Raw genomic sequence first — 21,715 nt, 5'->3', positions numbered from 1 at the left:
GTCCGGAGGGACTGACATGAGCTTCCAGATGCCCTCCAGCCGGTACATCCTGCCCTCCTTCGTGGAGCGCACGAGCTACGGCATGAAGGAGTCCAACCCCTACAACAAGCTCTTCGAGGAGCGCATCATCTTCCTCGGGGTGCAGATCGACGACGCCTCGGCCAACGACGTCATGGCCCAGCTGATCACGCTGGAGTCCACCGACCCGGACCGCGACATCACGATCTACATCAACTCGCCCGGTGGCTCGTTCACCTCGCTCATGGCGATCTACGACACGATGATGTTCGTCCGTCCCGACATCCAGACCGTGTGCATGGGCCAGGCCGCCTCGGCCGCCGCCGTCCTGCTCGCGGCCGGGACGCCGGGGAAGCGTCTGGCCCTGCCCTACTCCCGCGTGCTGATCCACCAGCCGTCGGGCGAGGCGGGCGGTCAGGTCTCCGACCTCGAGATCCACGCCGCGGAGATCCAGCGGGTGCGGTCGCAGATGGAGGAGATCCTGGCGCGGCACACCGGCCGGACGGCCGAGCAGGTCCGCACCGACATCGACCGCGACAAGATCCTCACCGCCGAGGAGGCCAAGGAGTACGGGATCGTCGACCAGGTGATCCAGAGCCGGAAGCTCAACGCCCTCCCCTCGGTCTGATCCCCGACGGCGCGAGCCGGGGCCGCGCGTGTCGCGTCCCCGGCTCGTACCGTCGAAGGGTCCAACGGTTCGGGAGGCGCTCCCGGGCCGGAACTGGGCCGAGAGGCGAGCGGTACGGAAGTGGGAAGCGCCGGAACCGAACCGGGTGAGTCATTGCCCGGCGGCGTCGGTGGCGGCAGGTACGTTCGGCGGACGCCCGACCCCGGTCGACAGCACCGGGACGAGAGCCCCGCGGAGCGGGGACTGCAGCGGCTGAAGAGCAGCAACGACGACGACGCAGGCACCTGGTTCCAGGGCTGCGAATCCGAGGTGGAGGTCAGCAGGTGGCACGAATCGGTGAGAGCGGTGACCTGCTCAAGTGCTCCTTCTGCGGGAAGAGCCAGAAGCAGGTCAAGAAGCTCATCGCTGGCCCCGGGGTCTACATCTGCGACGAGTGCATCGACCTCTGCAACGAGATCATCGAGGAAGAGCTCTCGGAGTCCTCGGACCTCAAGTTCGACGAGCTGCCGAAGCCGAAGGAGATCCACGACTTCCTCGAGCAGTACGTCATCGGCCAGGACAAGGCCAAGCGGACGCTGTCGGTGGCCGTCTACAACCACTACAAGCGGATCCAGGCCGGCGGTGACCGCCGCGACGAGGGCGTGGAGCTGGCCAAGTCGAACATCCTGCTGATGGGCCCGACCGGGTGCGGCAAGACCCACCTGGCGCAGACCCTCGCGCGGATGCTCAACGTCCCCTTCGCGATCGCCGACGCCACGGCGCTCACCGAGGCCGGCTACGTCGGCGAGGACGTCGAGAACATCCTGCTCAAGCTGATCCAGGCCGCGGACTACGACGTGAAGCGGGCCGAGACCGGGATCATCTACATCGACGAGGTCGACAAGATCGCCCGCAAGAGCGAGAACCCGTCGATCACCCGCGACGTCTCCGGTGAGGGCGTGCAGCAGGCGCTGCTGAAGATCCTCGAGGGGACGACGGCGTCGGTGCCCCCGCAGGGTGGCCGCAAGCACCCGCACCAGGAGTTCATCCAGATCGACACGACGAACGTGCTGTTCATCGTGGGTGGCGCGTTCGCCGGCCTGGAGAAGGTCATCGAGCAGCGCACCAGCAAGCAGGGGATCGGCTTCGGCGCCGAGGTCCGCGGCAAGGCCGAGATCGCCGAGGCCAACGCCTTCGCCGAGGTCATGCCCGAGGACCTGCTGAAGTTCGGCATGATCCCCGAGTTCATCGGCCGGCTCCCGGTGATCACCAGCGTGCAGAAGCTGGACCGCGAGGCGCTGATCAACATCCTCACCGAGCCGAAGAACGCCCTGGTGCGCCAGTACCGGAAGCTCTTCGAGCTCGACGGCGTGGAGCTGGAGTTCACCGACGACGCGCTCGAGGCCATCGCCGACCAGGCGATCCTCCGCGGCACCGGCGCCCGCGGGCTCCGCGCGATCATGGAGGAGGTGCTCCAGTCGGTGATGTACGACGTCCCCAGCCGGGACGACGTCGCCTCCGTGGTGATCACCAAGGAGGTCGTGCTGGAGCACGTCAACCCGACCATCGTGCCGCGCAAGCCCACCCGCGAGCGCCGCGAGAAGTCCGCCTGACCTGAGCGACCGTTGAACGGCCCGCCCCCACCGGGGGCGGGCCGTTCGCGTGTCCCGAGAAGTGCGTCGCCGACGGTGTGCGCTTATCGGCAGTTCCGGGCGATCGAGCTGCCGACCCGCGCACACCGTCGCCGGCCGCCGTCCACAGATCCGGCTGACCGACCCCGACCGCGCCCGACGCCCGGCAGCCTGGCGCCATGACGCGGGACGTGGCAGCGGTCGTGGGTGAGGCCGGGTGGGCGACCGCCGCGGAGCTGCAGCGGCGGATCAGCGCCCGCGCCGTCGGCGCCTGGGTCGCCGCGGGGAAGCTGGTCCTGCTGCGTCCCGGCGTCTACGCGCTGCCGCAGGCCGCGGGGGAGTGGCGGGTCCGCCTGGCCGCCGCGCTGGCCCGCGGCGGCGTGGCCAGCCACGTCACGGCTCTGGCCCTGTGGGGGCTGGTCGAGCACCCGCCCGGCCCGGTCCACGTCACCGTCGACCTGACCCGCAGCGCCCGCGGGTCCCGCGGGGTGACCGTGCACCGCTCGGCCGGCGTGGACGCCGAGCGGCGCCGGGTCGGCAGTACCTCGGTCACCTCGGTGGAGCGGTCGCTCGTCGACACCTGGGGGCGGCCCGCGCCGCTGAGCCGCGCCGACGTGCGGGCCGCAGCCATCACCGCCGTCCGGCGCCGGGAGGCGTCGGTGAGCGAGCTGGCCGACGAGCTCGCCCGCCGCCCGCGCCTGCCGGGCCGCGCCGAGCTCGCGCGGGTGGTCGAGCTGCTCGCTGCCGGGTGCCAGAGCGAGCTGGAGATCTGGGGCTGCCTGCAGGTGCTGCGGGGCCCGGGAATGCCGCCGTTCGTGCAGCAGCGCCGCATCGTCGTCGCGGGGGAGGTGTTCGCGCTCGACGCGGCGTACGAGGAGGTCGCGCTCGCCGTCGAGATGGACGGCGCCGCCTGGCACGGGTCCCGCCGGCAGCGCGAGCGGGACATCCGGCGCGACGCGCTGCTGGCGACCGTCGGCTGGCAGACGCTGCGCTTCGGCTACCGCCGGCTCACGCTGCACCCCGAGGACTGCCGCCGCGACATCCGGGCCGCCCACGCCGCCCGCCGATCGCTCATCGTGGGCAACGGTGTGCGCTAGCCGGCAGCTCCCGGGCCCGGAGCTGCCGACCAGCGCACACCGTCGAGGCGCGTCAGGCCTCTGCGACCTCCGCGAGGACGACGGCCACCGTCAGCTCGCCGTCGCCGGGCTGCACCGACAGCGTGGCGATCCGGCCGGCGTCCACCAGGTCGGCGCGGCCGGCCTCGATGAGCGGCACCTGCGCGGCGGGGGCGGTGACGGTCGCCGTCTCGACGTCGGCGCGCATGGAGACCTTGGCGTCGGACTTGGCCTTGCGGACGCCGGCCAGGGCGGCGGCGGTCGCCGTCACCACGGCGGGGTCGCCGCCCGAGGGGAGCGCGGAGGCCACCGGCCACACGGCGCGGTGCACCGAGCCGGCCTGCCACCAGGACCAGACCTCCTCGGTCACGAACGGCAGCACCGGCGCGAACAGCCGCAGCTGGACCTCCAGCGCCACCGCCAGCGCCGCCTGCGCGGAGGTCGCCGCCGCCCCGGACCCGTAGGCGCGGGACTTCACCAGCTCCACGTAGTCGTCGCAGAACGACCAGAAGAACGTCTCGCTGACCTCGAGCGCGCGGGTGTAGTTGTAGGCCTCGAACGCCGCCGTCGCCTCGTCGACCACCCGGCCGAGCGCGGTGAGCATGCCCAGGTCGATCGGCTCGGTGACCTGGTCGACCGTCGAGGACGCCGAGGCGCCCAGGCCCAGCACGAACTTGCCGACGTTGAGGATCTTCATCGCCAGCCGGCGGCCGACCTTCATCTGCGTCTCGTCGAACGGCGAGTCCGCACCCGGGCGCGCACCGGCGGCGCGCCAGCGGACGGCGTCGGTGCCGTACCGCTCCAGGACGTCGATCGGCGTCGTCGCGTTGCCCTTCGACTTCGACATCTTCTTGCGGTCCGGGTCCACGACGAACCCGGAGATCGCCGCGTGCGACCACGGCACCGTGCCGAACTCGTAGTGCGAGCGCACCACGGTCGAGAACAGCCAGGTGCGGATGATGTCGTGCGCCTGCGGGCGGAGGTCCATCGGGAAGACCGCGGCGAACAGCTCCGGGTCGGTGTCCCAGCCCGAGGCCACCTGCGGCGAGAGCGACGACGTCGCCCAGGTGTCCATGACGTCGGGGTCGGCGATGAACCCGCCGGGGACGCCGCGCTGCGACTCGTCGAAGCCCGGCGGCACGTCGGAGGAGGGGTCCACCGGCAGGGACTCCGGCGCGGCCAGGATCGGCTCGTCGTGGATCGGCTCGCCCTCGGCGTCCAGCCGGTACCAGACCGGGAACGGGACGCCGAAGAACCGCTGGCGGCTGATCAGCCAGTCGCCGTTGAGGCCCTCGACCCAGTTCTCGTACCGGTGCCGCATGTGCTCGGGCACCCACTGGATCTCCCGGCCGCGGGCCACCAGCGCCTCGCGCAGGTCGGCGTCGCGGCCGCCGTTGCGGATGTACCACTGGCGCGTGGTGACGATCTCGAGCGGGCGGTCGCCCTTCTCGTAGAACTTCACCGGGTGGGTGATCGGCTTCGGGTCGCCCTTCAGGGCGCCGGACTCGCGCAGCAGCTCGACGATCCGCTGCTGGGCGCTGAACGACGTCTTGCCGGCGAGCTCCGCGTAGGGCCCGGCGGGCACGCCGGCCGGCGGCTCGGCCAGGAACCGGCCGTCCCAGCCGATGACCGCGCGCGTCGGCAGCTGCAGCTCGCGCCACCAGATGACGTCGGTCAGGTCGCCGAAGGTGCAGATCATCGCGATGCCCGAGCCCTTGTCCTTCTCGGCCAGGCGGTGGGCGACGACGGGCACCTCGACGTCGAAGATCGGCGTCCGCACCGCCTTCCCGAACAGCGGCTGGTAGCGCTCGTCGTCGGGGTGCGCGACCAGGGCGACGCAGGCGGGCAGCAGCTCGGGGCGGGTGGTCTCGATGTGCACCGGGCCGGACGGGCCGGCGAACGCCACGCGGTGGTAGGCGCCCGGCCGCTCGCGGTCCTCCAGCTCGGCCTGGGCGACGGCGGTGCGGAAGCTGACGTCCCAGAGGGTCGGGGCCTCCTGGGCGTAGGCCTCACCGCGGGCCAGGTTCTGCAGGAACATCTTCTGCGCGGTGGCGCGGGAGGCCTCGGAGATCGTCCGGTAGACGTTCGTCCAGTCCACCGACAGCCCGACCCGGCGCCACAGCTTCTCGAACTCGGCCTCGTCGGCCTCGGTCAGCTGCATGCACAGCTCGACGAAGTTGCGGCGCGAGACCGGCACCTGGTCCTTGCCCGCCTTGGCCGGGGGCTCGAACGACGGGTCGTAGGGGAGCGCGGGGTCGCAGCGCACCCCGTAGTAGTTCTGGACGCGCCGCTCGGTCGGCAGGCCGTTGTCGTCCCAGCCCATCGGGTAGTAGACGTGCCGGCCGCGCATCCGCTGGTAGCGGGCGACGAAGTCGGTGTGCGTGTAGCTGAAGACGTGGCCCACGTGCAGCGAGCCGGACGCGGTCGGCGGCGGGGTGTCGATCGAGTAGATCTGCTCGCGCGGCGCCTGCAGGGCGGCGTCCCGGTCGAAGGCGTAGGTGTCATCCGCCGCCCAGCGCTCGACCCACTTCTCCTCGAGCCCGTCGATCGTGGGCTTCTCGGGTACGCCGACGGTGGCTCCCGGAGCCGTCGGGTCCGGGCGGGAGATGTCGGCAGCCATGCCCAGCATCCTAGGAAGCCGGGGACGACGTCGTTCGCTGCCGTCCTGGGGGAACACCGCGCCCCCGCCGTCCGTGGAGGATGCGTGGACACCCTGCGGCTGCTGCTGAACGTGATCTGGCTGGTGCTGCAGGGCTGGATCCTGGCGCTGGCCTACCTGCTGGCGGGCGTGATCGCCTGCATCTTCATCGTGACCATCCCGTTCGGCATCGCGTCGTTCCGGCTGGCCGGCTTCGTCCTGTGGCCGTTCGGGCGCACCACCGTCCGGGCTCCCGGTGCCGGGGTGGCCTCGGCCGTCGGCAACCTGCTCTGGTTCCTCCTGGCGGGCTGGTGGCTGGCGCTCGTCCACGTCGTCGCGGGCATCGGCTTCTGCTTGACGGTCATCGGCATCCCGTTCGGCGTCGCGTCGTTCAAGCTGGCCGCCGTCGGGCTGTTCCCCCTCGTGAAGCGGGTCGTCGAGGCCGCGCCCCCGCGCGACTGGATGCACGCCGGCAGCGGCGTCGTCCAGGGCGCTGCGCGGTAGGCAGCGGGCGTCCCGGCACGGGCTGGCATCCTGAGCAGGATGAGCAACGGCAGCACCGGTGACCTGGCCCGGGTGGAACGCGAGCTGCTGGCGCGCTGGCCGGAGAGCCGGCTCGAGCCCTCGCTGACCCGCATCAACGCGCTGGTCGACCTCCTGGGCAACCCGCACCGCGCGATGCCGGTCATCCAGGTGGCCGGCACCAACGGCAAGACGACGACGGCGCGCATGGTCGACGAGCTGCTGCGCGGCTTCGGCCTGCGCGTGGGCCGGTTCACCAGCCCGCACCTGGAGTCGATGCGGGAGCGGATCGTCCTGGACGGCGAGCCGGTGAGCCCCGAACGGTTCGTCGAGACCTACGCCGACATCGCGCCGTACGTGCAGATGGTCGACGCCGCCGGCGAGCACCCGATGAGCTTCTTCGAGGTGATGGTCGGGATGGCGTACGCGCTGTTCGCCGACGCGCCGGTCGACGTCGCCGTCATCGAGGTCGGCATGGGCGGCACGTGGGACGCCACGAACGTCGCCGACGCGCGGGTCGCCGTCGTCACGCCGGTGGCGATGGACCACGCCGAGTACCTCGGGCCCGACGTCGCCACGATCGCGGGGGAGAAGGCCGGGATCATCAAGGCCGACTCCATCGCGGTGCTCGCCCACCAGCAGCCGGGCGCGCTGGACTCCCTCGTGCGTCGCGCGGTCGAGGTGGAGGCCGTGGTGGCCCGCGAGGGCACCGAGTTCGGCGTGCTGGAGCGGCGGGTCGCGATCGGCGGGCAGCAGGTGCGCCTGCAGGGGCTCGGTGGCGAGTACGACGAGGTCTACCTGCCGCTGTTCGGCGCGCACCAGGCGCAGAACGCGGCGACGGCGCTGGCCGCGGTCGAGGCGTTCCTCGGCGCGGGCGCCGCGACCGGGCCGATCGAGCAGGAGACGGTCCGGGCCGCGTTCGCCGCCGTCCGCTCGCCGGGCCGGCTGGAGCGGGTGCGCACCAGCCCGAGCGTGCTCATCGACGCCGCGCACAACCCCGCCGGCATGACCGCGACGGTCGAGGCGATCCGCGAGTCCTTCGACTTCACCCGCCTGGTCGGGGTGGTCGGCGCCGTCCGCGGCAAGGACGTGACCGGGATGCTGGCCGCGCTCGAGGAGGTGTGCGCCGAGCTGGTGGTCACCCAGAACAGCTCCGAGCGCGCGCTGCCCGCCGACGAGCTCGGTGCGCTGGCCGTCGACGTCTTCGGTGCCGACCGGGTCAGCGTCTCGCCGCGCCTGCCCGAGGCGATCGACGAGGCGATCGAGCTGGCCGAGGCCGGGGAGGACCACGCGCTCGGCGGCTCCGGGGTGCTGGTGACCGGCAGCGTGATCACCGCGGGGGAGGCCCGGGCGCTGTTCTCGGGGCGCCGTCCGTGACCGCGCCCGACCCGGTCCGCGCCGGTCGCGCCCTGGGCGGGGCCGCCGCGGCGATCCTGGTGCTCGAGGGCATCGCCGTGCTGTTCGTGCCCCGCGGCATCGCGCAGACCGAGGAGGGCCTCGGCGCCGTCCGGCTGACGCTCCTGCTGGTCCTCGCGCTGCTGCTGATCCTCGCCAGCGGCGTGCAGCGGCGGGAGCGGGGGCTGGTCATCGGCACCGCCCTGCAGGTGCCGCTGCTGGCGACCGGCCTGATGAACAGCGCCATGTGGTTCGTCGCCGGCGCGTTCGTGCTCATCTGGCTCTACCTGCTGCAGGTGCGCAAGCAGCTCATCGGCTCGGCGTTCGGCCCCGTCCAGCTGCCCGGCCCGGCCGACGGCGGCACCGCCCCCACCACCGACTGAGACCGGACCGGCGTGCCGCACCTGTTCGACGAGTTCGCCCTCAAGGGCGTCACGCTGCGCAACCGCATCGGGATGAGCCCGATGACGATGTACCGGTCGACCGACGGGCGCCTGGACGACTTCCACCTCATGTACCTGGGGGCGCGGGCGGCCGGCGGGTTCGGGCTGGTCTTCCCGGAGCAGATCGCGATCAGTCCGGAGGGGCGCACCAGCCTCTCCTGCGCCGGTCTCTACGACGACGCGCAGATCGAGGGGCACGCGCGGGTCACCGCCATGCTGCGGAGCATGGGGGCCGTGCCCGGCATCCAGCTGGGGCACACCGGCCGCAGCGGCAGCGAGGAGCCGCCGTGGGCGGGCTGGGGGCAGATCGCCCCGGACGCGCCCGGGGGCTGGCAGGTCGTCGGCCCGTCGGCCATCCCGTACGGCGCTCCGCGCCGGCCGTACCCGGTGCACGCGCTCACGGTCGAGGAGATCCGGGCGCTGCACCGGCGGTACGCCGAGGCGGCGGTGCGGGCGGCCGCGGCCGGGTACGAGTGGCTGGAGCTGCACTTCGCCCACGGCTACCTGGGCTCCAGCTTCTTCTCGCCGTTGGCCAACCAGCGCGAGGACGAGTACGGCGGCAGCCCGGAGAACCGCGCCCGGTTCCTGCTCGAGGCGCTGGACGCCGTCCGCGCGGTCTGGCCCGAGCACCTGCCCCTGACCGTGCGGCTCGGCGCCGACGACTTCAACCCGGAGGGCACCCGGTTCGAGGACGCGGTCGTGGCGCTGCGCTGGATGGCCGAGCGCGGCCTGGACCTCGCCGAGCTGAGCTTCGGCGGCAACACCGACGCGATGACCGACCCGCTGTGGAGCCAGCCCGCGGCCTGGGTGGAGCGGGCCGGGCGGATCAAGCGGGAGCTCGGCATCCCGGTCGCGGCCAGCTGGAACCTGGGCGTGCCCCAGGACGCCGACGCCGCGGTGCGGTCCGGCGACGTCGACGTCGTCCTGCTCGGCCGCCCGGCGCTGGCCAATCCGCACTGGCCGGTGTGGGCGGCCCGCGAGCTGGGCCACCCGGACCCCTTCGGCCTGGTCCCCGAGGACTGGGCCTGGTGGCTGCGGAACTTCCGCGGGCACGAGCCGAGCATCGGCTGGCCGGCGGCCGGCGCCGGTGCGTGACCGCGGGGTGCGGCCCGGGCCGTAGGCTCCGGTCCCGTGACCGAACGCACTCTTGTCCTCGTCAAGCCCGACGGCGTCGCCCGTGGCCTCGTCGGCGAGGTGATCACCCGCCTGGAGCGCAAGGGCCTGCGCCTGGTCGCTGCCGAGCTGCGCACGCTGACCGCCGACGTCGCCGAGACGCACTACGCCGAGCACCGCGAGCGGCCGTTCTTCGGCTCGCTGGTCGAGTTCATCACCAGCGGCCCGCTGATGGCGCTGGTCGTCGAGGGCCCGCGGGCCATCGAGGCGTTCCGCGCGCTGGCCGGCGCCACCGACCCGGTCAAGGCCGGCCCGGGCACCATCCGCGGCGACTTCGCCCTCGAGGTGCAGAACAACATCGTGCACGGCTCGGACTCCCCGGAGTCCGCCGCCCGCGAGATCGGGCTGTTCTTCCCGACCCTGGGCTGACGCGCTGGGATCAGGGACCCTGATCATCGAGCGTCCTCCCTCACCTCCCACGGTGAGGGAGGACGCTGGACGATCAGGGAACCTGATCGTGGCCGGGGAGGTGGTCGCGGCGGCGGCTACCCTGGACAGGTCATGACTGCTGACCTCCGCACGACCACGGGCGAGTCGCTGTACCCGCGGCTCGAGCCCCTGCTGGCCCAGATCCAGAAGCCCATCCAGTACGTGGGCGGTGAGCTCAACGCCCAGGTGAAGCACTGGGACGCCGCCCGCGTCCACTGGGCGCTGATGTATCCCGACGCCTACGAGGTCGGGCTGCCCAACCAGGGCCTGATGATCCTGTACGAGGTCCTCAACGAGCGCTCCGACGCCCTGGCCGAGCGCACCTACGCCGTCTGGCCCGACCTCGCCGCCCTGATGCGCGAGCACGGCGTCCCGCAGTTCACCGTCGACGGGCACCGCGCCGTCGCCGACTTCGACCTCCTCGGCGTCAGCTTCGCCACCGAGCTCGGCTACACCAACCTGCTCGAGGCGCTCGACCTCGCCGGCGTCCCGCTGCACGCGGTCGACCGCGACGAGAGCCACCCGGTCGTCGTCGCCGGTGGTCACGCTGCCTTCAACCCCGAGCCGGTCGCCGACTTCGTCGACTGCGCCGTCCTGGGCGACGGCGAGCAGGCCGTCGGCGACATCACCGACGTGGTGGGGGCGTGGAAGGAGCAGGGCCGCCCCGGCGGGCGCGAGGAGCTGCTCGCCCGGCTGGCCCGCGTCGACGGCGTCTACGTGCCGCGCTTCTACGCCATGACCTACGCCGCCGACGGCGCGATCGCGGCCGTCACGCAGACCCGCGACGACGTGCCGGAGAAGGTCGGCAAGCGCACCGTCATGGACCTCGACGAGTGGCCCTACCCGAAGCAGCCGCTGGTGCCGCTCGCCGAGAGCGTCCACGAGCGGATGAGCGTCGAGATCTTCCGCGGCTGCACCCGTGGCTGCCGCTTCTGCCAGGCCGGGATGATCACCCGCCCGGTCCGCGAGCGCACGATCACCGGCATCGGCTCGATGGTCGACCAGGGCCTCAAGGCCACCGGCTACGAGGAGGTCGGGCTGCTGAGCCTGAGCAGCGCCGACCACTCCGAGATCGGGCAGCTGGCCAAGGAGCTCGCCGACCGGTACGAGGGCACCAACACCGGCCTGAGCCTGCCGAGCACCCGCGTGGACGCCTTCAACGTCACGCTGGCCAACGAGCTCTCGCGCAACGGCCGCCGCAGCGGCCTGACCTTCGCCCCCGAGGGGGGCAGCGAGCGGATCCGCCGGGTCATCAACAAGACGGTGTCCAAGGAGGACCTCGTCCGCACGGTGACGACGGCGTACGCCAACGGCTGGACGCAGGTGAAGCTCTACTTCATGTGCGGTCTGCCCACCGAGACCGACGAGGACGTCCTGGAGATCGCCGACCTCGCGGTCGAGGTCATCCGCGCCGGCCGCGAGGCCAGTGGCCGCAAGGACATCCGCTGCACCGTCTCGATCGGTGGCTTCGTGCCCAAGCCGCACACCCCGTTCCAGTGGGCCGGCCAGGCCAGCGCCGAGACGATCGACCACCGCCTGCGCGTGCTCCGGGCCAAGATCAACGAGGACCGCAAGATCGGCCGCTCGATCGGCCTGCGCTACCACGACGGCAAGCCCGGCGTGATCGAGGGACTGCTCTCCCGCGGTGACCGCCGCGTCGGCCGGGTCATCGAGCGGGTGTGGCGCGAGGGCGGCCGGTTCGACGGCTGGAGCGAGCACTTCTCCTACGACCGCTGGGTGGCCGCCGCCACCGAGGAGCTGGCGCCCTTCGGCGTCGACCTCGACTGGTACACCACGCGCGAGCGCACCGAGCACGAGATCCTGCCCTGGGACCACCTGGACTCCGGGCTGGACAAGGAGTGGCTCTGGGAGGACTGGCAGGCCGCCATCTCCGAGGACGAGGTCGCCGACTGCCGCTGGACCCCCTGCTACGACTGCGGCGTCTGCCCGACCAACGGCACGGAGATCCAGATCGGCCCCACCGGCCGCAGCCTGCTCCCGCTCACGGTCGTCTGATGGCCCGCCAGCCCGACGGCCCTCCGCCGCCGCCCACGGTGCAGAAGCTGCGCATCCGGTACGCCAAGCGCGGCCGGTTGCGGTTCGCCTCGCACCGCGACCTCGCTCGCGCCCTGGAGCGGGCGCTGCGCCGGGCGCGGGTGCCGATGGCGTTCTCCGCCGGCTTCAGCCCGCACCCGAAGATCTCCTACCTCGGCGCCGCGCCGACCGGCGCGGCCAGCGAGGCCGAGTACGTGGAGATCGGGCTGTCGGTCCGGTGCGACCCGGAGGCCGTGCGCGCCGCCCTCGACGCCGCCCTGCCCGAGGACGTCGCCGTCCTCGACTGCGTGGAGGCCCAGGAGGGGACCGGCTCGCTGGCCGACCGGATCGACACCTCGGTGTGGCGGGTGGAGCTACCCGGGCTGGACCCCGACGAGCTCACCCGCGCCGTCGAGGCGTTCCTGGCCGCCGACGTCGTCACCGTCGCGAAGCGGACGAAGAACGGGCTCAAGGACATCGATGCCCGCCCGTCCGTGACCAGCGCGTCGGCCTCGGCCGGGGTCGGTTGTGCCATACTGCACATGGTCGTCCGGCAGGGAACGCCCGCCGTTCGACCGGACGACGTGTTGGCCGCCCTGGCTGCCGTCGCCGACCTGCGCCCGCCGTTGCCCCCCCGGGCCGTGCGTGAGGCGCAGGGCCGGCTCGACGACACCGGGACCGTGGCCGATCCGCTCGAGCCCGACCGCACCGCGGGAGCCCCCGACCAGGAGGCGCACGCGACGGTCTGACCGGCGGAGGCCCACGGGGCCGGCGCACCGTCGCCGCGACACGGCTGCCAGACGTGCCGCACCACTGAGACCACCGCACCACCGCACCCAGCCCCACCGGGTGCGTTGCACCGCCCAGGCAGTTCGGCTCCCCGCCGCGGCAACCGTCGCGCGAGAGCCGCCCACAGACTTCGCAGGACGAGCCGGCCGCCGTACCCCGTGCGACGCCTCGCCCCGCCCGATCCCGTGCCCCTGCGCGGCCGCCGGTCACCCGATCGGCGCCCGGGAGCACATGAGGAGACGAGCCCTCGTGGCCGATACCGACAGCACCAGCAGCTCCGACGAGACCGCGACAGGTCCCGCGCCCGACGAGGTCACCGAGGTGCCCGCGGTGTCCGAGGACTCCTCGGTCCCCGAGGACGCCGCGGACGCCGCGGACGCCGCGGACGCCGCGGACGCCGCGGACGCCGCGGACGCCGCGGACGCCGCGGACGCCGCGGACGCCGCGGACGAGGCGGAGACCTCCGCGGACGAGGCCGGGGCAGACGCCCCGGCCGAGCCCGGGACCCCCGCCGCGGAGCCCCCGGCCGAGCCCGAGCCGGATCACGAGCCGGTCGGCTCCCGCTTCGGCGCGCAGTTCAGCTCGCCCGAGCCGACCGCCGTCGTCGCCCGGCCCCGCCGCCGGGCCACCCGGCCGGCCGCGGCGCCCGACCCCGACGCGGTCGAGCCGGTGACGCCTGCGACCCCCGTCGCCCCGGTCCCGGCGTTCGTGAGCTTCATGGCCCCGGTCGAGGCGCCGCCGGCCCCGCGCCGCCGCAGCCGCCGTCCGGCCGAGTCCCCGGAGGTGGAGCCCGCCGAGGCCGAGGCCCCGGAGGTGGTCGAGGAGGAGGCCGAGCCGACCCGCACCGGCCGGCAGCGCTCGCGCCGCCGTCCGGCCGCCGAGCAGCCCGCCGAGGACGTCGAGCCCACCGAGGACGACGACACCGACGACGAGACCGGCGCCGAGGACGACGGCGACTCCGCCGACGGCACCGGCAGCCGCCGGCGTCGCCGTGGCCGCCGCGGCCGCGGTCGTGGCCGCACCGGCGAGGGCGAGAGCGACGACGAGGCCGGCGAGCAGGCGCCCGCCGCCGACGCCGAGAGCGACGAGGACGCCGCCGACGAGCAGGACGACGAGGGCGACTCCGACTCCGACTCCGAATCCGACGAGGCCTCGGGCGGTTCGAGCACCCGCCGTCGCCGGCGCCGCCGCCGTCGCACCGGTGGTGGGGGCGGCGAGGACGCCTCCGACGACACCGACGACGACGACCGCCCGGAGCGGGCCGGCCGCAACGGCCGCACCACGAGCGACGACGACGTCCGCGGGGTCGCCGGGTCCACCCGCCTGGAGGCCAAGCGCCAGCGCCGCCGGGACGGCCGCGACACCGGCCGCCGCCGCGCGCCCATCCTGACCGAGAGCGAGTTCCTCGCCCGGCGCGAGGCGGTCGACCGCACGATGGTCATCCGCCAGCGCGGCGAGCGCACCCAGATCGCCGTCCTCGAGGACGACGTGCTGGTCGAGCACTACGTGACCCAGGCGCAGGCGACGTCCTTCGCCGGCAACGTGTACCTCGGCCGCGTGCAGAACGTGCTGCCCAGCATGGAGGCGGCCTTCGTCGACATCGGCAAGGGCCGCAACGCCGTCCTGTACGCAGGCGAGGTCAACTGGGACGCCGCGGGCCTGTCGGGCAAGCAGCGCTCGATCGAGACCGCGATGAAGTCCGGCGACAAGGTGCTGGTGCAGGTCACCAAGGACCCGATCGGCCACAAGGGCGCCCGGCTCACCCAGCAGATCAACCTGCCCGGCCGCTTCCTGGTCTACGTGCCCGGCGGCTCGATGACCGGGATCAGCCGCAAGCTGCCCGACACCGAGCGCCAGCGGCTCAAGGACATCCTCAAGCGGATCGTCCCCGAGGACGCCGGCGTCATCATCCGGACCGCCGCCGAGGGGGCCTCCGAGGAGGAGCTCACCCGCGACGTCAACCGGCTCAAGGCGCAGTGGGAGGTCATCTCCCAGAAGGCCGAGTCGACCTCGAACGCGCCGACGCTGCTCTACGGCGAGCCCGACCTCGCGATCCGCGTGATCCGTGACGTCTTCAACGAGGACTTCAAGAGCCTGGTCGTCCAGGGCGACGACGCCTGGGACACCGTCGAGGCCTACGTCGGCCACGTCTCGCCGGAGCTCAGCTCGCGGCTGTCGCGCTACACCGGCCAGGGCGACGTCTTCCACGACCTGCGCATCGACGAGCAGCTGGCCAAGGCGCTGGACCGCAAGGTGTGGCTGCCCAGCGGCGGCTCGCTGGTGATCGACCGCACCGAGGCGATGACCGTCGTCGACGTCAACACCGGCAAGTTCGTCGGCTCGGGCGGCAACCTCGAGCAGACCGTGACGCGCAACAACATGGAGGCCGCGGAGGAGATCGTCCGCCAGCTCCGGCTGCGCGACATCGGCGGCATCATCGTCATCGACTTCATCGACATGGTCCTGGAGAGCAACCGCGACCTCGTGCTGCGGCGGCTCACCGAGTGCCTCGGCCGCGACCGCACCAAGCACCAGGTCGCCGAGGTGACCTCGCTGGGCCTGGTCCAGATGACCCGCAAGCGGGTCGGGCAGGGCCTGCTCGAGGTGTTCTCCGAGACCTGCGAGCACTGCCGTGGCCGCGGGATCACCGTCAGCACCGACCCGGTGGACGAGAAGCGCCGCGGCGGGGGGAACGGCGGCTCCGGCTCCGGGAACTCGGGCGGGGGCAACGCCGGCGGCAACCGCCGGGACCGCTCCGGCAAGGGCGGCGACAGCTCCAAGGACGACGGCCCGGCCAAGGACGACACCCCGGCCAAGGACGACGCCGCGACTGAGCAGGCTCCCGCCGAGAAGGCGGGCGACGGGCCGGCCGGTGACGGCGACGCCGAGCCGACCGAGGGCACCCGCAGCGGGCGGCGCAACCGCGGCCGCCGCAACCGGGGCCAGTCGGGGGAGGAGCGCGCCGCCGCGGACGCCGCCGTGCTGGCCGGCACCCACGGCGACGACGCGGACGCCCCCACGGACGCACCCGAGGGCGCCGCTGGCCAGGACGAGGTCCCGGCCGTCGCCGTCGAGGACGTCGCCCCGGTGAACGCCGACTCCGACGCACACCCGGCCACGCCGCCGCGCGGGTCCGACGACGTCGTCGTCGTGCCGCCGCTCGCGGTCGCCGAGCCCCGGGCCGCCGAGCCCGAGGCAGCCGAGACGGAGCCCGAGGCAGCCGAGACGGAGACCGCGGCGCCCGAGGTCGCGGCGCCCGAGGTCACGGTGCCGGAGGTCGTCGCCCTGGAGGCGGCCGCGCCCGAGATCGTGCCCGCTCCCGAGAGCACCCCTGCCGCCGAGAGCGCACCCGCGCCCGAGGTGGCACCGACCGGGCGCCCGCGCCGCCGCCGGGCGGCCAGCCGCCCGGCCGGACCGCCGGTCGGCTGATCCCGGGCTCCTCCACCCGCACCCGCACCCGCGCGACGCGGGCGGAGGAGCCGCCGAGGTCACGTCGACCCGGTCGATCGGCTCAGGTACGCTGGTCGGGTTGCATCGCCACCGCGCGGGCGCCTCCGGGTGCCGCCGGGTCAGGCGTTCGCAGCCCGCCCAGCACCCGGCGCCCGATCGGTCGTGCGCGCCGGGCAGACAGCTGGACACGAAGAAGCTAACGAGGAGTCAGTGGTGTACGCAGTGGTGAAGGCCGGTGGCAGCCAGCACAAGGTGGCCGTGGGCGACACGTTCACGATCAACCGCCTGGCGGGTGCGGCCGGCGACAGCGTCGCCCTGCCGGCGATCCTCCTGGTCGACGGCGACACCGTCACCAGCGACGCCGCGGCCCTGGCCAAGGTGACCGTGACCGGCGAGATCGTCGAGCACGGCAAGGGTCCGAAGATCCGCATCCACAAGTTCAAGAACAAGACCGGCTACCACAAGCGGCAGGGGCACCGTCAGCCCCTGACCAGCGTCGTGGTCCGCGACATCTCGAAGGGCTGACCTCGACATGGCACACAAGAAGGGCGCATCGTCGTCCCGCAACGGTCGCGACTCGAACGCCCAGCGCCTCGGCGTGAAGCGCTTCGGTGGCCAGGTCGTCAAGGCCGGCGAGATCATCGTCCGCCAGCGCGGCACCCACTTCCACCCGGGTCTCGGCGTCGGCCGCGGCAGCGACGACACGCTGTTCGCGCTCGCCCCCGGTGCGGTCACCTTCGGCACCCGCCGCGGCCGCAAGACGATCTCCATCAGCGCCGTCGAGGCCTGAGCACGCTCCCTGCTCCGGCAGGGCGGGCCCCTCGGGCCCAGCACATTCGTGTCGCCACGAGCGCACGGGCGACCTGCCCGTGCGCTCGTGGCGCTAGCAGGTAGGAGGCGGTGCGGGTATGGCCGCTTTCGTCGACCGGGTGGTCGTGCACGTGGCGGCCGGCAACGGCGGGCACGGCGTCGCCTCGATCCACCGCGAGAAGTTCAAGCCCCTCGGCGGGCCCGACGGCGGCAACGGCGGTGACGGCGGCGACGTCGTCCTCGAGGTCGATCCCAACGTGCACACGCTGCTGGACTTCCACCACCGCCCGCACCAGAAGGCCGGCAAACGGCCGCCCGGGCGAGGGCAGCAACCGGCACGGCGGCAAGGGCGAGGACCGCGTCCTGCGGGTCCCGGCCGGCACGGTCGTCAGCGCCCCGGACGGCCGCGTGGTCGCCGACCTCGTCGGCGCCGGCACCCGCGTGGTGCTCGCCAAGGGCGGCCGGGGCGGGCTCGGCAACGCCGCGCTGGCCAACTCCCGGCGCAAGGCGCCCGGCTTCGCGCTGCTCGGTGAGCCCGGCGAGGCGTTCGACGCCGTCATCGAGCTCAAGAGCATCGCCGACGTCGGCCTGGTCGGGTTCCCGTCGGCGGGCAAGTCCTCGCTGATCGCGGCGATGTCCGCGGCCCGGCCGAAGATCGCCGACTACCCGTTCACCACGCTGGTGCCCAACCTCGGCGTGATCCGCTCCGGCGACACCGTCTACACGATGGCCGACGTCCCGGGCCTGATCCCGGGCGCCTCCACCGGCAAGGGCCTCGGCGTGCAGTTCCTCCGCCACGTCGAGCGCTGCGCCGTGCTCGTGCACGTCGTCGACATGGCCACGATGGAGCCCGGGCGCGACCCGGAGAGCGACATCGAGGCGCTCGAGCACGAGCTGGCGGAATACGGCGGCGATGAGCTCGACCTCGTCGGCCGGCTGCAGATCGCCGTCCTCAACAAGATCGACGTCCCGGACGCCCGTGAGCTGGTCGACCTGGTCCGCGCGACCCTCGAGGCGCGCGGCCTGGCCGTCTACCCGGTGAGCGCCGCGACCGGCGAGGGGCTCAAGGAGTTCGGCTTCGCCCTCGCCGCCGCCGTCGAGCAGCACCGCGCCAGCCTGCCGCCCATGGAGCCCGCGCGGGTCACGGTGACCCCCAGGGCGGTGGACGACTCCGGGTTCACCGTGGAGCGCGACACCGAGTTCGACACCGGCGGCTTCCTCGTGCACGGCGTCCGGCCCGAGCGCTGGGTGCGCCAGACCGACTTCAGCAACGACGAGGCCGTCGGCTTCCTCGCCGACCGGCTCAACCGGCTCGGCGTGGAGGACGCGCTGGCCAAGGCCGGTGCGGTCGCCGGGGACGCGGTCACCATCGGCGGGGTCACCTTCGACTGGGAGCCCTCGCTGCCGGCCGGCACGCTCACCGTCGAGGAGTCCGCGGGCCTCGGGGGCCGCGGCACCGACAGCCGCATCGACGCCCCGCACCGCGTGCGGGCCGAGGAGCGGCTGGCCGCCAAGCGCGCCCGCCGCGTCCCGTACGAGCTCAGCGAGTCGGGGTGGACCGAGGACGACCTGCCGGAGGACCTGCCGTGACCGCTCGACCCGAGATCAGCGGCGCCCGCCGGGTCGTGGTCAAGGTCGGCTCCTCCTCGCTCACCACGCTGCCCGGCGGCCTGGACACCGAGCGGCTGACCGCGCTGGTGGACGTCCTCGGCGCGGCGCGTGCCGCCGGCCGCGAGGTCGTGCTGGTCTCGTCGGGGGCGATCGCCGCCGGGCTGGCACCGCTCGGGCTGGACGGCCGGCCGCGGGACCTCGCCACCGCGCAGGCCGCCGCCAGCGTCGGCCAGCTGCGCCTGGTGCAGACCTACGCCGACGCCTTCGCCGCGCACGGCGTCACCGTCGGCCAGGTGCTGCTCACCGCCGACGACCTCACCCGGCGCGGGCACTACCGCAACGCGCGCCGGACCGTGGAGCGGCTGCTGACCCTCGGCGTGCTGCCGGTCGTCAACGAGAACGACACGGTCGCCACCGAGGAGATCCGCTTCGGCGACAACGACCGGCTCGCCGCGCTCGTGGCGCACGTCGCGCAGGCCGATGCCCTCGTGCTGCTCTCCGACGTCGACGGCGTCTACGACGGCGACCCCCGCTCCGGCCCGGCCTCGCTGGTGGACACCGTGCGCGACCCCGCGGACCTCGCCGCCGTCACCCTCGGCACCGCCCGCCGCAACGGCGTGGGCACCGGCGGCATGGCGACCAAGGTGGAGGCGGCCTTCATCGCCGCGCACGCCGGGGTCCCCGTCGTCGTCACCTCCACGCCCCAGGCCGGCGCGGCGCTGGCCGGCGAGCAGGTCGGCACGCTCTTCCAGCCGATGGGCCGGCGGCCCAGCGCCCGCCAGTTCTGGCTGCGCTATGCCAGCCGCCCGCGCGGCCGGCTGACCCTGGACGACGGCGCGGTGGAGGCCGTCCGCGAGCGGCACGCCTCGCTGCTCGCCGCCGGCATCACGGCGGTGTCGGGGGAGTTCGTCGCCGACGACCCGGTCGAGCTGATCGGCCTCGACGGCACCGTCGTCGCCCGCGGGCTGGTCGCCTACGACGCCTCGGAGCTGCCCCGGCTGCTCGGCCACAAGACCGGCGACCTGCCACCGGAGTACCGCCGCGAGGTCGTGCACCGCGACGAGATGGTGCTGGTCCGCCGCCGTCCCTGAGCCCGGGACCGGCCCGCCCGGCCCGGCTGAGAGACTGCCGGGGTGACGATCCGCCCCATCCGCGAGTTCGGTGACCCGGTCCTGCGCACCCCGTCCGACGAGGTGACCGACTTCGACGGCTGGCTGGCCGCGCTGGTGCGCGACCTGGAGGAGACCGTGGACAACCCCGGCCGCGCCGGGGTGGCCGCACCGCAGATCGGTGTCAACGTCCGCGCGTTCTCCTACAACGTCGACGGCGTGATCGGGCACATGGTCAACCCGGTGATCGTCGAGCGCTCCGACGAGATCCAGGACGGCGACGAGGGCTGCCTGTCGGTGCCCGGCATCTGGGCGCCGACCGTGCGGGCGCTGCGCTGCGTCGCCGAGGGCTTCGACGTCACCGGCAAGCCGCTGCGGATCGAGGGCGAGGGGCTGATGGCCCGCGCCCTCCAGCACGAGGTCGACCACCTCGACGGGAAGCTCTTCCTCGACCGGCTCACCGGCGACGCCCGGAAGTCCGCGCTGCGGGCGCTGCGCGAGCGCTGAGCGGCCGCGGGGTCAGCCCGCGCAGTCGGCGCAGGTGCCGAACAGCTCCATCCGGTGGCCGACGTCGGCGAACCCGTGCTCGGCGGCCACCTTGCGGGCCCAGCGCTCCACCGGCGGGTCGCTGATCTCCACCGCGCGGCCGCACACGCGGCACACCAGGTGGTGGTGGTGCACCGTCGAGCAGCGGCGGTAGGAGGCCTCGCCGTCGTCGCCGCGCAGGACGTCGACCCGGCCGTCCTCGACCAGGCACTGCAGGCCGCGGTAGACCGTGGCCAGCCCGACCCGCTCGCCGCGCTCGGCCAGCAGGCCGTGCAGCTCCTGCGCGCTGCGGAAGCCGTCGAGCTCCTCGAGCAGCGCCAGCAGAGCGCTGCGCTGGCGGGTGGCCGGCCGGGAGGAGGGGGCGTTCACCGGGCGCTCCCGGGCGGCGTGGCGGCGGGGTGCTCGTGGGCGTCCCCGTGCTCGTCGTAGTGCACGCCCGTGCCGGTCCGGTGCGGTGCGTGCCGGTGGCCGTCGTGGTCGTAGTCGACGTGGTCGTCGTGGGGGACCGGCGGGTGGCCGCACCCCTCGCCGTGCTCGTGCGGGTGCGCGGCGTGCACGTCGGCGCGGCGGCGGTGCCGGCGCCGGGCGGTCGCATCGCGCACCGCCACGGCCACCGAGACGACGAGGAACAGCGCGATCGCCAGCAGCACGATCGTGCCGCCCGACGGGGTGCCCGTGTAGTACGACGTCGCCGTGCCGGAGAGGCTGACCAGCAGGCCGATGGCGCAGGCGAGGAACACCGTCTGCCGGAAGCTGCGGGCGACCAGCTGGGCCACCGCGCACGGCACGATCATCAGCGCGCTGATCAGCAGCAGGCCGACCACGCGCATGGAGAGCACGACGGTGGAGGCCACCAGGGCGGCCAGCACGACGTTGAGGGCGAGGACCGGCAGGCCGACGGCGCGGGCGTACTCCTCGTCGTCGCTGACCGCGTAGAGCCGCTGCCCGAGCAGCCCGACCACGGCGAGCACGACGACGGCGATCGCGGCGAACACCGCCACGTCGGAGCTGCTGGTGGTGGTGATCGCGCCGAACAGGTAGGCGTCGAGGTTGGTCGCCTGCCCGCGGGGCGCGAGGCTCAGCAGCACCACGCCGCCGGCGATCCCGCCGTAGAACAGGACGGCGAGGGCGACGTCGCCGCTGGTCCGGCCGCGGGCGCGGACCAGCTCGATGAGCACCGCTCCGAGGACGGCCGCGACCAGCGCGGTGCCCACCGGGGCGGTCGAGGTGAGGACGCCGACGGCGACGCCGGTGAGCGCGACGTGGCCCAGGCCGTCGCCGAGCAGCGACAGCCGGCGCTGCACCAGGAAGATCCCCACGGCGGGGGCGACGAGCCCGACCATCAGCGAGGCCAGCAGCGCGCGCTGCATGAAGGAGTAGTCGAGGATCTCCACG

19 protein-coding genes and 1 pseudogene are annotated in these 21,715 nt (G+C 73.8%); 17 read left to right on the top strand and 3 right to left on the bottom strand.

Annotation, left to right across the window (positions count from 1 at the left end):
* Nucleotides 1–16: 16 nt before the first annotated feature.
* The 3 genes from JKP76_RS18580 (at nt 17) to JKP76_RS18570 (ending at nt 3,353) form a co-directional block, all read left to right on the top strand.
* Nucleotides 17–646, top strand: coding sequence for an ATP-dependent Clp protease proteolytic subunit (locus tag JKP76_RS18580; RefSeq protein ID WP_200492241.1), 630 nt, complete (start codon nt 17–19; stop codon nt 644–646).
* Nucleotides 647–969: 323 nt separating this feature from the next.
* The gene (gene clpX, locus JKP76_RS18575; protein ID WP_200492240.1) at nt 970–2,238 is read left to right on the top strand and encodes an ATP-dependent Clp protease ATP-binding subunit ClpX; all 1,269 of its coding nucleotides are present in this window, start codon (nt 970–972) and stop codon (nt 2,236–2,238) included.
* 197 nt (nt 2,239–2,435) lie between these two features.
* Nucleotides 2,436–3,353, top strand: a complete 918-nt coding sequence (locus JKP76_RS18570; RefSeq protein ID WP_200492239.1) for a DUF559 domain-containing protein — start codon at nt 2,436–2,438, stop codon at nt 3,351–3,353.
* 52 nt (nt 3,354–3,405) lie between these two features.
* Here JKP76_RS18570 and valS read toward each other — a convergent pair whose 3' ends face one another.
* Entirely contained in the window at nt 3,406–5,991 is a 2,586-nt protein-coding gene (gene valS, locus JKP76_RS18565) for a valine--tRNA ligase (protein ID WP_200492238.1), read from the bottom strand.
* Between the two features lie 84 nt (nt 5,992–6,075).
* On the opposite strand from valS, the gene JKP76_RS18560 reads away from it, so the two are divergent.
* From JKP76_RS18560 to JKP76_RS18500, 14 genes and pseudogenes are all read left to right on the top strand, one after another.
* Entirely contained in the window at nt 6,076–6,513 is a 438-nt protein-coding gene (locus JKP76_RS18560; RefSeq protein ID WP_200492237.1) for a YccF domain-containing protein, read from the top strand.
* A gap of 39 nt (nt 6,514–6,552) precedes the next feature.
* Nucleotides 6,553–7,908, top strand: coding sequence for a folylpolyglutamate synthase/dihydrofolate synthase family protein (locus tag JKP76_RS18555; protein WP_200492236.1), 1,356 nt, complete (start codon nt 6,553–6,555; stop codon nt 7,906–7,908).
* Nucleotides 7,905–8,309, top strand: a complete 405-nt coding sequence (locus JKP76_RS18550; protein ID WP_200492235.1) for a DUF4233 domain-containing protein — start codon at nt 7,905–7,907, stop codon at nt 8,307–8,309. The genes JKP76_RS18555 and JKP76_RS18550 overlap by 4 nt, the downstream gene beginning before the upstream one ends.
* A gap of 12 nt (nt 8,310–8,321) precedes the next feature.
* Complete coding sequence (locus JKP76_RS18545; protein WP_200492234.1) at nt 8,322–9,464, top strand: NADH:flavin oxidoreductase/NADH oxidase; 1,143 nt, start codon at nt 8,322–8,324, stop codon at nt 9,462–9,464.
* Nucleotides 9,465–9,500: 36 nt separating this feature from the next.
* Complete coding sequence (gene ndk, locus JKP76_RS18540) at nt 9,501–9,911, top strand: nucleoside-diphosphate kinase (RefSeq protein WP_200492233.1); 411 nt, start codon at nt 9,501–9,503, stop codon at nt 9,909–9,911.
* A 132-nt stretch (nt 9,912–10,043) separates the two neighbouring features.
* Nucleotides 10,044–11,987 (top strand): TIGR03960 family B12-binding radical SAM protein, encoded by a 1,944-nt coding sequence (locus JKP76_RS18535; RefSeq protein ID WP_200492232.1) that lies wholly within the window; start codon nt 10,044–10,046, stop codon nt 11,985–11,987.
* The gene (locus JKP76_RS18530) at nt 11,987–12,754 is read left to right on the top strand and encodes a TIGR03936 family radical SAM-associated protein (protein WP_200492231.1); all 768 of its coding nucleotides are present in this window, start codon (nt 11,987–11,989) and stop codon (nt 12,752–12,754) included. Before JKP76_RS18535 ends, JKP76_RS18530 begins: the two co-directional genes overlap by 1 nt.
* 289 nt (nt 12,755–13,043) lie before the next feature.
* Nucleotides 13,044–16,223 carry an Rne/Rng family ribonuclease gene (locus JKP76_RS23665; RefSeq protein ID WP_309233049.1) on the top strand — a complete coding sequence of 1,060 codons (3,180 nt, stop codon included), beginning with the start codon at nt 13,044–13,046 and terminating at the stop codon, nt 16,221–16,223.
* 234 nt (nt 16,224–16,457) lie between these two features.
* Nucleotides 16,458–16,769, top strand: a complete 312-nt coding sequence (rplU, locus tag JKP76_RS18520) for a 50S ribosomal protein L21 (RefSeq protein WP_200492229.1) — start codon at nt 16,458–16,460, stop codon at nt 16,767–16,769.
* A gap of 7 nt (nt 16,770–16,776) precedes the next feature.
* A complete protein-coding gene (rpmA, locus tag JKP76_RS18515; protein ID WP_091984959.1) occupies nt 16,777–17,034 on the top strand; it encodes a 50S ribosomal protein L27 in 258 nt (85 codons plus the stop codon).
* A 118-nt stretch (nt 17,035–17,152) separates the two neighbouring features.
* A pseudogene (obgE, locus tag JKP76_RS24250) lies at nt 17,153–17,338 on the top strand (GTPase ObgE); the annotation flags it as partial.
* Nucleotides 17,274–18,644 carry a GTPase ObgE gene (obgE, locus tag JKP76_RS18510; RefSeq protein WP_375335661.1) on the top strand — a complete coding sequence of 457 codons (1,371 nt, stop codon included), beginning with the start codon at nt 17,274–17,276 and terminating at the stop codon, nt 18,642–18,644. The pseudogene obgE (JKP76_RS24250) and the gene obgE (JKP76_RS18510), both read left to right, overlap by 65 nt.
* Nucleotides 18,641–19,756 carry a glutamate 5-kinase gene (proB, locus tag JKP76_RS18505; protein WP_200492228.1) on the top strand — a complete coding sequence of 372 codons (1,116 nt, stop codon included), beginning with the start codon at nt 18,641–18,643 and terminating at the stop codon, nt 19,754–19,756. The genes obgE (JKP76_RS18510) and proB overlap by 4 nt, the downstream gene beginning before the upstream one ends.
* 42 nt (nt 19,757–19,798) lie before the next feature.
* Nucleotides 19,799–20,281, top strand: coding sequence for a peptide deformylase (locus tag JKP76_RS18500; RefSeq protein ID WP_200492227.1), 483 nt, complete (start codon nt 19,799–19,801; stop codon nt 20,279–20,281).
* A 12-nt stretch (nt 20,282–20,293) separates the two neighbouring features.
* Here JKP76_RS18500 and JKP76_RS18495 read toward each other — a convergent pair whose 3' ends face one another.
* On the bottom strand, nt 20,294–20,689 hold the full coding sequence (locus tag JKP76_RS18495) for a Fur family transcriptional regulator (protein WP_200492226.1): 396 nt from the start codon (nt 20,687–20,689) through the stop codon (nt 20,294–20,296).
* On the bottom strand, nt 20,686–21,714 hold the full coding sequence (locus tag JKP76_RS18490) for a metal ABC transporter permease (protein ID WP_200492225.1): 1,029 nt from the start codon (nt 21,712–21,714) through the stop codon (nt 20,686–20,688). Before JKP76_RS18490 ends, JKP76_RS18495 begins: the two co-directional genes overlap by 4 nt.
* Nucleotide 21,715: the final 1 nt, after the last annotated feature.

It is taken from the genome of Blastococcus sp. TML/C7B (assembly GCF_016612845.1).
In the GTDB taxonomy this organism is placed as follows: Bacteria; Actinomycetota; Actinomycetes; order Mycobacteriales; family Geodermatophilaceae; genus Blastococcus.
This window is presented reverse-complemented; position numbering and strand designations above follow the sequence as displayed.

Excerpts from the sequence above, each read along its gene's own strand:
- JKP76_RS18570 (WP_200492239.1), top strand. The coding sequence starts at position 2,436 with ATGACGCGGGACGTGGCAGCGGTCGTGGGTGAGGCCGGGTGGGCGACC.
- JKP76_RS18580 (WP_200492241.1), top strand. The coding sequence starts at position 17 with ATGAGCTTCCAGATGCCCTCCAGCCGGTACATCCTGCCCTCCTTCGTG.
- JKP76_RS18555 (WP_200492236.1), top strand. The coding sequence starts at position 6,553 with ATGAGCAACGGCAGCACCGGTGACCTGGCCCGGGTGGAACGCGAGCTG.
- valS (WP_200492238.1), bottom strand. The coding sequence starts at position 5,991 with ATGGCTGCCGACATCTCCCGCCCGGACCCGACGGCTCCGGGAGCCACC.
- JKP76_RS18530 (WP_200492231.1), top strand. The coding sequence starts at position 11,987 with ATGGCCCGCCAGCCCGACGGCCCTCCGCCGCCGCCCACGGTGCAGAAG.
- JKP76_RS18535 (WP_200492232.1), top strand. The coding sequence starts at position 10,044 with ATGACTGCTGACCTCCGCACGACCACGGGCGAGTCGCTGTACCCGCGG.
- rpmA (WP_091984959.1), top strand. The coding sequence starts at position 16,777 with ATGGCACACAAGAAGGGCGCATCGTCGTCCCGCAACGGTCGCGACTCG.